2 protein-coding genes, 1 rRNA gene and 1 pseudogene are annotated in these 3696 nt (G+C 66.1%); 2 read left to right on the top strand and 2 right to left on the bottom strand.

Annotated elements, in window-relative coordinates; all coding sequences use genetic code 11:
* Positions 1–1109: ribosomal RNA gene (locus G3I65_RS53155) — 16S ribosomal RNA — on the bottom strand; the annotation flags it as partial.
* 445 nt (positions 1110–1554) lie between these two features.
* On the opposite strand from G3I65_RS53155, the gene G3I65_RS53160 reads away from it, so the two are divergent.
* Positions 1555–2343, top strand: coding sequence for an alpha/beta fold hydrolase (locus G3I65_RS53160; protein ID WP_160703875.1), 789 nt, complete (start codon positions 1555–1557; stop codon positions 2341–2343).
* Positions 2340–3101 carry an SDR family oxidoreductase gene (locus G3I65_RS53165; RefSeq protein WP_160703877.1) on the top strand — a complete coding sequence of 254 codons (762 nt, stop codon included), beginning with the start codon at positions 2340–2342 and terminating at the stop codon, positions 3099–3101. The genes G3I65_RS53160 and G3I65_RS53165 overlap by 4 nt, the downstream gene beginning before the upstream one ends.
* Here G3I65_RS53165 and G3I65_RS53170 read toward each other — a convergent pair.
* Positions 3086–3696 (bottom strand): annotated as a pseudogene (locus tag G3I65_RS53170) (transposase); the annotation flags it as partial. The gene G3I65_RS53165 and the pseudogene G3I65_RS53170 sit on opposite strands and share 16 nt — an antisense overlap.

Consider the following 3696-nt stretch of genomic DNA (forward strand, 5'->3'; position numbering starts at 1 on the left):
ACGCGCTGGCAACGTAGGATAAGGGTTGCGCTCGTTGCGGGACTTAACCCAACATCTCACGACACGAGCTGACGACAGCCATGCACCACCTGTACACCAACCACAAGGGAAGCCCCATCTCTGGGGATGTCTGGCGCATGTCAAGCCCAGGTAAGGTTCTTCGCGTTGCATCGAATTAATCCACATGCTCCGCCGCTTGTGCGGGCCCCCGTCAATTCCTTTGAGTTTTAGCCTTGCGGCCGTACTCCCCAGGCGGGGCGCTTAATGCGTTAGCTACGGCACGGACAACGTGGATGTCGCCCACACCTAGCGCCCAACGTTTACAGCGTGGACTACCAGGGTATCTAATCCTGTTCGCTCCCCACGCTTTCGCTCCTCAGCGTCAGTATCGGCCCAGAGACCCGCCTTCGCCACCGGTGTTCCTCCTGATATCTGCGCATTTCACCGCTACACCAGGAATTCCAGTCTCCCCTACCGAACTCAAGTCTGCCCGTATCGACCGCACGCTCCACGTTAAGCGTGGAGATTTCACGGCCGACGCGACAAACCGCCTACGAGCTCTTTACGCCCAATAAATCCGGACAACGCTCGCACCCTACGTATTACCGCGGCTGCTGGCACGTAGTTAGCCGGTGCTTCTTATCCAGGTACCGTCACTTGCGCTTCGTCCCTGGCGAAAGAGGTTTACAACCCGAAGGCCGTCATCCCTCACGCGGCGTCGCTGCATCAGGCTTGCGCCCATTGTGCAATATTCCCCACTGCTGCCTCCCGTAGGAGTCTGGGCCGTGTCTCAGTCCCAGTGTGGCCGGTCACCCTCTCAGGCCGGCTACCCGTCGTCGCCTTGGTAGGCCATTACCCCACCAACAAGCTGATAGGCCGCGGGTTCATCCTGCACCGCCAGAACTTTCAACCACCCACCATGCGGTAGGAGGTGATATCCGGTATTAGACCTCGTTTCCAAGGCTTATCCCAGAGTGCAGGGCAGATTACCCACGTGTTACTCACCCGTTCGCCACTCATCCACACCCGAAGGTGCTTCAGCGTTCGACTTGCATGTGTTAAGCACGCCGCCAGCGTTCGTCCTGAGCCAGGATCAAACTCTCCAACAATGAACAGTTCAATCGAGGCAATTTCTTGCTTCTCAAAGGAAACCCCGACGAGGGGGTTTCATATATAAGCTCTACTGGCTTAGTTCACTAGCACACTGTTGAGTTCTCAAGCAACACACCCCGAGTCGCGCCGCCGTCAAGCGGCCTTACTCGAAGCGAGTTATTTCTAGCAGTTTTTGTGGGCCACCCACTCAATCGCTTCTGCGAGAGCTTGGTTCGTGTCCCCGCCGCCCGGTTTCCCTGGCGACTTGGAGAACTTTACATGCCCCGAAAGGGCCCGAAACAGGGGGGTCCCTTAACAAGATCAGCGCAGGTCAGACCCCATGACGAAGCCCGTCCACGGCCCAGTCTGCCCCGAACCGCCCGCGAGCGCCAGGCAAAAACATTGCTCCGAGTACATTGCACCGTATTGCACCGCGCGAGTGCTCCGCTTAGCGTCGGCGGCATGAACCTCGCGCACGACGACCTCGGCCCGCGGGACGGGCAACCGGTCCTGCTGGTCCACGGCCACCCCTTCGACCGCTCCATGTGGCGCCCCCAGGCCGAGTACCTGGCCGAGCGCGGCTACCGGGTGGTGACCCCGGACCTCCGGGGCTACGGCGGCTCGAGCACCGGCGACACCAAGACCGGCCTCGACGTCTTCGCGAACGACCTCGTCGAGCTGGCCGACCGGCTCGGGCTGGGCCGCTTCGTGCTCGGCGGTCTCTCCATGGGCGGCCAGATCGTCATGCAGCTGGTGACGGACCACCCGCAACGGGTGGAGGCCCTCCTCCTGGCCGACACCTTCGCCGGCCTCGACACCCCGGCGGCCAAGCAGGCCCGCTACGACACCGCCGACCGGATCACCGAAGAGGGCATGGAGCGCTACGCCGACGAGCTGCTCCCCAAGATGATCTCGAAGCAGACCCGCGCGACCAGGCCCGACGTCGAGGCCCACGTCCGCCGCATGATGCGCGACGCGCCGAAGGAAGGAGCCGCGGCGGCACTCAGGGGGCGCGCCGAGCGTCCGGACTACGTGCCGGCGCTCAAGGACATCGACGTCCCCACCCTGGTCGTCGTCGGCAGCGAGGACGAGTTCACGCCGGTCGCCGACGCCGAACTGATCCACCGGGAGATCCGCGGTTCGACCCTGGTGGTGGTCGAGGGCGCGGGCCACCTGCCTAACCTGGAGCGCGAGACCGAGTTCGACGAGGCACTCAGCACCTTCCTGAAGAACAGCGGAGCCACTCCATGACGCAACAGCAGACCGTGTTCGTGACCGGCGCCAGCGCCGGCTTCGGCGACGCCATCGCGCGCCGGTTCGTCGCCGAGGGCGCCCGCGTGATCGCCGTCGCCCGCAGCGAGGACAAGCTCGAGAAGCTGGCCGGCGAGCTCGGCGACGCCGTCCTGCCGGTCACCCTCGACGTCAGCGACCCCGAGGCGGTCCGGCAGAAGATCGAAGCACTCCCCGGCGAGTGGGCAGCAGTCGACGTCCTGGTCAACAACGCCGGCCTGGCCAAGGGCCTCGAGCCCGCGCACAAGGCCGACCTGGACGACTGGGACCAGATGATCGCGACCAACGTCCGCGGCCTCGCGCACGTCACCCGCGCGCTGCTGCCCGGCATGGTCGAGCGCGGCCGCGGCCACGTCATCAACATCGGCTCGATCGCCGGCACCTACCCCTACCCCGGCGGCAACGTCTACGGCGCGACCAAGGCGTTCGTCCACCAGTTCAGCCTCAACCTGCGCAGCGACCTGCACGGCACCGGCGTCCGCGTGACGAACGTCGAGCCGGGCATGGTCGGCGGCACGGACTTCTCGAAGGTCCGCTTCGACGGCGACGCGGCCAAGGCCGAGAAGGTCTACGAGGGCACCACCCCGCTGACCGCCGAAGACGTCGCCGAGTCCGTCTACTGGGCGGCCAGCCAGCCGAAGCACGTGAACATCAACGTCATCGAGCTGATGCCGGTGGTCCAGAGCTTCTCGGCGCTGCAGATCTACCGCGAGAGCTGAAACAGGTCCAGCAACGCCTGCTGACCGGGCTCGGGCGTGGTCAGCAGGCGTTTCGCCCGCGGGCGCCCGCCGGTGGACGGGTAGTGCAGCACCAGCTCGCCGATGCCGGCCAGCCGGTCGAGCAGCTCGCGGACGGACAGGTTCATCCCCGCAAGGTCGGCCTCGCGCCGCATCAGGTGGGTCACCGTCGCGGCGAGCACCGAGACCAGGCCGTGCGCGGCGATCCGCTGCCGCGTCCACTCCCAGCGCGGGGTCGGGCCGGTGACGGCGGGGCCGGTCAGCCAGCGGAACGTCGACTCCAGGTGGGTGCGCGCGCGGTAGGCCGTGACGACGTCGCCGATCGGCCAGTCCCGGTCGGTGACCAGCACCTGCTTGCCGAAGAACTCCTCGTCCAAGCGCGCCAACGCGGACGAATCGATCCGCCGTTCCAGCCGGATCTCCCCCGGCCGGTTGCCGCTCAGCACGGCGGTGAGCACGCGCTCGATGCGCCGGCCGCGCGTCACCCGGCCCAGCTCGGCGTGCACCTGCGCCCGGTCACCCCGGTGGGTGCCCGCGGCCAGCGCCCCGGCCAGGCCGTCCAGCTCGCGGGTCGCGG

Origin of the sequence: Amycolatopsis sp. SID8362 (assembly GCF_010550475.1) — a bacterium.
Taxonomy (GTDB): Bacteria; Actinomycetota; Actinomycetes; order Mycobacteriales; family Pseudonocardiaceae; genus Amycolatopsis; species Amycolatopsis eburnea.